The organism is Thauera phenylacetica B4P, assembly GCF_000310225.1.
Classification (GTDB): Bacteria; Pseudomonadota; Gammaproteobacteria; order Burkholderiales; family Rhodocyclaceae; genus Thauera; species Thauera phenylacetica.
In genome coordinates this window covers 1-6,223 of sequence record NZ_AMXF01000238.1, presented here as the reverse complement: position 1 = coordinate 6,223, position 6,223 = coordinate 1, and the positions used below count along the sequence as shown (strand labels likewise).

Here is a 6,223-nt window from a genome sequence, read left to right as displayed (position 1 = left end):
GCGCGCGGGCGTCGCCTTCGAGGACGAGGCCGGCGTGGCCGCGCTCGCCGCGACGCTGCCGGCGCGCTTCGAGGGCGGGCGGGTGCTGCTCGGCGAGGGCGCGGACTGCGACGTCACCGACGAGATCCGCTCCGAGGCCTGCTCGGTCGGCGCCTCCAGGGTCGCCGTGCTGGCCGCGGTGCGCACGGCCCTGCTCGACCGCCAGCGCGACTACCGCGCGGCACCCGGCCTGGTCGCCGAAGGGCGCGACATGGGCTCGGTGATCTTCCCCGACGCGGGGCTCAAGGTCTTCCTCACCGCCTCGGCCGAGGCGCGCGCCGAACGCCGCTATAAGCAGTTGATCGAAAAGGGTTTGGCTGCTAACATGGAAAGTCTTCTGAAGGACCTTCAGGAACGGGATGCGCGTGATGCCGCCCGGCCTGTGGCGCCACTCTTGAAGCTGCCGGATGCGGCCCTGCTCGACACCACCCAACGGAACGTCGACGAGGCCGTCGCCTTCGTGCTCGATCTCGTCGGGCAGGTGGCGAAGTCGCCCGGTTGAACGCAATCGCGCGGGAGCGTGGGCTCCGGCGCGTTTTTTCTTGAACCAGCCATGTTTGCCGTCCCACGGCGGTGCCGGAATCCACCTTTTATGTCCAACGCCACCCCTGCCTTCGAAGAAAGCTTTGCCGCGCTCTTCGAGGAAAGCCTCGCCCTCCAGGAAATGCGCGCCGGTGAAGTCATCACCGCCGAAGTCGTGCGCATCGACCAGAACTTCGTCGTCGTCAACGCCGGCCTGAAGTCCGAAAGCTACGTGCCCATCGAGGAGTTCCGCAACGACCGCGGCGAACTCGAGGCCAACATCGGCGACTTCGTCCACGTCGCCATCGACGCCCTCGAAGACGGCTACGGCGAGACCCGCCTGTCGCGCGACAAGGCCAAGCGCATCGCCGCCTGGAACGACCTCGAGAAGGCGCTCAACGAAGGCACCCTGGTCAAGGGCGTCATCACCGGCCGCGTCAAGGGTGGCCTGACCGTCATGACCAACAGCATCCGCGCCTTCCTGCCGGGCTCGCTGGTCGACATGCGTCCGGTCAAGGACACCACGCCGTACGAAGGCAAGGAATACGAGTTCAAGGTCATCAAGCTCGACCGCAAGCGCAACAACGTCGTGGTCTCGCGTCGTGCCGTGCTGGAAGAGTCGATGGGCGAAGAGCGCGAGAAGCTGCTCGCCAACCTCAAGGAAGGCACCGTCATCAAGGGCGTGGTCAAGAACATCACCGACTACGGTGCGTTCGTGGACCTCGGCGGCATCGACGGCCTGCTGCACATCACCGACCTGGCCTGGCGCCGCGTCCGTCACCCGTCCGAAGTGCTGTCGGTCGGTGACGAGATCGAAGCCAAGGTGCTCAAGTTCGACCAGGAAAAGAACCGCGTCTCGCTCGGCCTCAAGCAGCTCGGCGAAGATCCGTGGGTGGGCATCTCGCGCCGCTACCCGCAGGGCACCCGCCTGTTCGGCAAGGTCACCAACATCACCGACTACGGCGCCTTCGTCGAGGTCGAGCAGGGCATCGAGGGCCTGGTCCACGTGTCCGAGATGGACTGGACCAACAAGAACATCCACCCGACCAAGGTCGTGCAGCTGGGCGACGAGGTCGAGGTCATGATCCTCGAGATCGACGAAGACCGTCGCCGCATCTCGCTGGGCATGAAGCAGTGCATGTCCAACCCGTGGGACGATTTCGCCATCAACCACAAGAAGGGCGACAAGGTCCGCGGCCAGATCAAGTCGATCACCGACTTCGGTGTGTTCATCGGCCTGGAAGGCGGCATCGATGGTCTGGTGCACCTGTCCGACCTGTCCTGGAGCGAGTCCGGCGAGGACGCCGTGCGCCGCTTCAAGAAGGGCGACGAGGTCGAGGCCGTGGTGTTGGCGATCGACGTCGAGCGCGAGCGCATCTCGCTCGGCATCAAGCAGCTCGAGGGCGACCCCTACACCAACTTCATCGCCACCCACGAGAAGAACAGCCTCGTGCGCGGCACCGTGAAGTCGGTCGAGGCGCGTGGCGCGGTGATCTCGCTGGGTGACGACGTCGAGGGCTACCTGCGCGCCTCCGAGGCGGCCCCGCACCGTGTCGACGACCTGACCACCATGCTCAAGGAAGGTGACTCGGTCGAGGCGCTGGTGATCAACGTGGATCGCAAGACCCGCTCGATCAGCCTGTCGATCCGTGCCAAGGACCAGGTCGAGCAGTCCGAGGCCATGAGCAAGCTGGCTTCCGAGAGCTCCGCGTCCGCCGGTACCACCAACCTGGGTGCCCTGCTCAAGGCCAAGCTGAACGAGCAGAAGCAGTAATCTGTCCGATCATGACCAAATCGGAGCTGATCGCCCAGCTGGCGGAGCGTTTTCCCCAGCTGGTCGCAAAGGACGCCGATTACGCGGTCAAGATGATTCTCGATGCGATGACCGACGCGCTCGCGCGCGGTGATCGCATCGAGATCCGCGGGTTTGGCAGCTTTGCGCTGAACTACCGTCCGCCCCGTACCGGGCGCAATCCCAAATCCGGCGAGAAGGTGCTGGTGCCGGAAAAATACGTCCCGCATTTCAAGGCGGGCAAGGAATTGCGCGAAAGGGTGGATCTCAGCGGAAGTTGACCGCGCGGCGATCGGTTTACAGGCAATAATGGAGGGCGACTGCGGTCGCCTTCTTTTTGTTCATCGTTCGGGAATCATGCCGGTCATGCGTGCAATCATCTGGATCATCCGCCTGCTGCTGTTCTTTCTCTTGTTCGGCTTTGCGATCAAGAACGACCATCTGGTCACCCTGAACTTCTTCTTCGGCGTTCAGTGGCAACTCCCCTTGGTGTTCGTGATCCTGGTCACCTTCGCCGCCGGCGCCCTGATCGGCGTCACCGCGACGCTCGCCTCGATGATGCGCCAGCGCCGCGAGATCTCGCGCCTGCGTCGCCAGCTCGAGCTGGTCGAGCGCGAGAAGGCCTCGACCGAGACCGCGCTCGCCGCCGCCGAGTCCCGCCTGCCGATGCCCTGATTCCCGATGGAAATCGAATACTGGTGGCTGCTCGCACTGCCGCTGTTCTTTGCGCTCGGCTGGCTGGCTGCGCGCATCGACATCCGCCAGGTGGTGCAGGAGTCGCGGGCGCTGCCGCGCTCCTACCTGAGCGGGCTCAACTTCCTGCTCAACGAGCAGCCCGACAAGGCGATCGACGCCTTCGTCGAGGCGGTGCGCATCGATCCGCAGACCGTCGAGCTGCACTTCGCGCTCGGCAGCCTGTTCCGCCGTCGCGGCGAGACCGACCGTGCGATCCGCATCCACCAGCTGCTGGTCGACCGCGAGGACATCAGCGAGGAGCATCGCCTGCAGGCGCTCGGCGAGCTCGGCCAGGACTTCCTCAAGGCCGGCCTGCTCGACCGCGCCGAGGCTGCCTTCCTGCGCCTGCGCGGCACGCGCGCGAACGACCTCGCGCTGCGCAACCTGCTCGAGATCTACCAGCAGGAGAAGGACTGGGCCAAGGCGATCGAAGTCGCCGAGGCGCTGCCCGGCCATGAAGGCGTAATCTGGCACACCGAGGTCGCCAACTTCCACTGCGAGCTCGCCGCCACCGCGCTGGCGAACTCGCGCCACGACGAGGCGCGAGTGCATCTGGACCGCGCCTTCGAGGTCAATCGGCGCTGCGTGCGCGCGAGCCTGCTGCTCGGCGACCTGCTCGCCGCCCAGGGGCGCGACGCGGAGGCGCTGGAGGCCTGGAAGCGCATCGAGAACCAGGACCCGAACTACCTCGCCCTCGTGGCCGAGCGCATCATGGACGCCTGTGGCCGCCTCGACCAGGTGGCGCAGGGGCACCAGCTGCTGCGCGCCTGGCTCGCGGGCCATGCCTCGCTCGACCTGCTCGATGAGCTCTTCCACTGGGAGCTCGAGCGTGAAGGGCCCAAGGCGGCCTACGAGATGGTGCGCGAGGAGCTGCGGCGCAATCCCACCCTGCTCGGGCTCGACAAGCTGCTCGAGGCGGCGGCGCTCAACGCCCCGGCCGAGCAGCGCGCCGACATCGACCTCATCAAGCAGCTCATCCATGGTCACACCCGGCGCGTCGCGCGCTATCGCTGCAACACCTGCGGCTTCAAGGCGCGCCAGTTCCACTGGCGCTGCCCGGCCTGCGGCGGCTGGGAGACCTATCCACCGCGGCGCACCGAAGAGTTCGACCTGACGCCCTAACGCGCGGCGAACCCGGCGGGCCGGTCGGGAGTCCACGATGAACGCTCCCGACGAACCCCACCCCACAGGGCAGAAATGGAATTCAGGACGCTGGAAGACTACGTTGGCCGCACGCCGCTGGTGCGCCTCAAGCGCATCAACGCCGGCCGCAACAACGTGATCCTCGCCAAGCTCGAGGGCAACAACCCGGCGGGCTCGGTCAAGGACCGCCCGGCGCTCTCCATGGTGATGCGCGCCGAGGCGCGCGGGCAGATCAAGCCGGGCGACACCCTGATCGAGGCCACCAGCGGCAACACCGGGATCGCGCTCGCGATGGCCGCGGCGATGCGCGGCTACCGCATGATCCTGGTGATGCCGGAGAACCAGAGCGTCGAGCGTCGCCAGACCATGCGCGCCTTCGGCGCCGAGCTGGTGCTGGTGCCGAGCTCGGGTGGCATGGAGATGGCGCGCGACATCGCCGAGAAGATGCGCGACGAGGGTCGCGGGATCATCCTCGACCAGTTCGCCAACCCGGACAACCCGGTGGCGCACTACGAGGGCACGGGCCCCGAGCTGTGGGAGCAGACCGACGGTCGCATCACCCACTTCGTCAGCTCGATGGGCACCACGGGCACCATCATGGGCACCTCGCGTTTCCTCAAGGAACGCAATCCCGACGTCTGCATCGTCGGCTGCGAGCCGGAGGAGGGTTCGTCCATTCCCGGCATCCGCAAGTGGCCCGAGGCCTACCTGCCGAAGATCTTCGAGCGTCCGCGCGTCGATCGCTTCGAGCGCGTCAGCCAGGCCGACGCCGAGGAGATGACCCGGCGCCTCGCGCGCGAGGAGGGCATCTTCGCCGGCATCTCCTCCGGCGGCGCGATGCATGTCGCGCTGCGCATCGCCGCCCAGGTCGAGAACGCGGTGATCGTCTCCATCGTCTGCGACCGCGGCGACCGCTACCTGTCGACGGGTGTGTTCCCGGCCTGAGGCTCTCCGGGCGGCTCCCGGGGTGGGCGGGCCGATCCGCGTGGCGGCCTCGGCCACTGCGCGGGCTCGCGGTGGGCGCGGCCGACGTACCCTGGCCCGCTGCCTCGTTGTGCTGATGCTGGCGGCGGCCGTGCCCGTGGCGGGCGCGGCCGTGTTCCGCGTGCTCGCAGCCCGGGTCGGCGAGATCGCTGGCCCCGGTTTTGCCGTACACGAGTTGCGCGTGCGCCTGGATGCGCCGGCGCAAGGGGGCGAGCTCGATATCGGCCGCCTGCGCATCGGAGCGCGCGAGTGGCGCGCGCTCACGCTGCGTTGCGGAAGGCTGCGGATCGACGCCGGCGGGCTCGCCTGCACCGCGGCGCGCGTGGAGCAGGGCGGGCGGCGGCTGCCCTTCGAGGCCGACCTCGACGCAAACCTCGAGGTGGCGCTCGGCGCAGGCCCGGCACGGATCGCGCTGCGCCTGGCCGGTGGCGGTCGCATCGAGGCCGGCCTGGAGGCGGATGGACGCCTCCGCGCCCGGCTGCACCGGCTCACCCCCGCCGCGGCCGCGGCCCTGCTCGAGCCCTGGCTCGGCGAACTCGCGGCGGACCTGCGCGCCTTCAAGGCGACCGGCGTGCTCGACGCCGAGCTCGACTACCGGCCTGCGGACGCGGGCGCCGCGACGGCGAGCCTGCGCGGCCGCCTCGCCGCCGGTGGCTTCGGCAGCGCCGATGGATTGCTCGCGGCCGAGGGCGTGGCTGCGGGTTTCACCCTCGAGGCGCGTTCGACGGGCGCGGCGTGGTCCTGGTCGGCGCAGCTCGACTGGGATGCCGGCGCCGCCTACCTCCACCCCCTGCTCGTCGAGGCCGGCCCGCGCTTGCGCGCGCGTGGAAGCTTCGACGGGCGCCGGATCGCGCTCGAGCGCGCCGAGCTGGAGCTCGATGGGCTGGCGGCCGCATCCGCGCGCGGCGTGATCGACACCGCCGCCGGCACGCTGGATGCCCTCGCGATCGAGCTCGTCGGCGCCGACCTCGCCCGCATCGGCCCGCGCTGGCTGGCGCCGCTGCTGGC

6 protein-coding genes and 1 pseudogene are annotated in these 6,223 nt (G+C 68.6%); all 7 read left to right on the top strand.

Translation table 11 applies throughout. From position 1 onward, the window contains the following. Window positions 1-541 (top strand): (d)CMP kinase (gene cmk / locus C667_RS19315; RefSeq protein ID WP_004377178.1); only part of this gene is annotated, 541 nt, incomplete at its 5' end. A 90-nt stretch (window positions 542-631) separates the two neighbouring features. Further along, the gene (rpsA, locus tag C667_RS19310) at window positions 632-2,335 is read left to right on the top strand and encodes a 30S ribosomal protein S1 (RefSeq protein ID WP_004377177.1); all 1,704 of its coding nucleotides are present in this window, start codon (window positions 632-634) and stop codon (window positions 2,333-2,335) included. Window positions 2,336-2,346: 11 nt separating this feature from the next. Next, on the top strand, window positions 2,347-2,634 hold the full coding sequence (locus C667_RS19305; RefSeq protein WP_004377176.1) for an integration host factor subunit beta: 288 nt from the start codon (window positions 2,347-2,349) through the stop codon (window positions 2,632-2,634). Window positions 2,635-2,710: 76 nt separating this feature from the next. Next, entirely contained in the window at window positions 2,711-3,028 is a 318-nt protein-coding gene (locus tag C667_RS19300; RefSeq protein WP_004377174.1) for a LapA family protein, read from the top strand. Window positions 3,029-3,034: 6 nt separating this feature from the next. After that, entirely contained in the window at window positions 3,035-4,210 is a 1,176-nt protein-coding gene (lapB, locus tag C667_RS19295; RefSeq protein WP_004377173.1) for a lipopolysaccharide assembly protein LapB, read from the top strand. Between the two features lie 75 nt (window positions 4,211-4,285). Then, window positions 4,286-5,176 carry a cysteine synthase CysM gene (gene cysM / locus C667_RS19290; RefSeq protein ID WP_004377171.1) on the top strand — a complete coding sequence of 297 codons (891 nt, stop codon included), beginning with the start codon at window positions 4,286-4,288 and terminating at the stop codon, window positions 5,174-5,176. Between the two features lie 115 nt (window positions 5,177-5,291). Continuing rightward, a pseudogene (locus tag C667_RS19285) lies at window positions 5,292-6,223 on the top strand (hypothetical protein); the annotation flags it as partial.

What these genes read in the sequence shown, in the direction of transcription:
- rpsA (WP_004377177.1), top strand. Translation starts at nt 632, where the DNA reads ATGTCCAACGCCACCCCTGCCTTCGAAGAAAGCTTTGCCGCGCTCTTC.
- C667_RS19305 (WP_004377176.1), top strand. Translation starts at nt 2,347, where the DNA reads ATGACCAAATCGGAGCTGATCGCCCAGCTGGCGGAGCGTTTTCCCCAG.
- C667_RS19300 (WP_004377174.1), top strand. Translation starts at nt 2,711, where the DNA reads ATGCCGGTCATGCGTGCAATCATCTGGATCATCCGCCTGCTGCTGTTC.
- lapB (WP_004377173.1), top strand. Translation starts at nt 3,035, where the DNA reads ATGGAAATCGAATACTGGTGGCTGCTCGCACTGCCGCTGTTCTTTGCG.
- cysM (WP_004377171.1), top strand. Translation starts at nt 4,286, where the DNA reads ATGGAATTCAGGACGCTGGAAGACTACGTTGGCCGCACGCCGCTGGTG.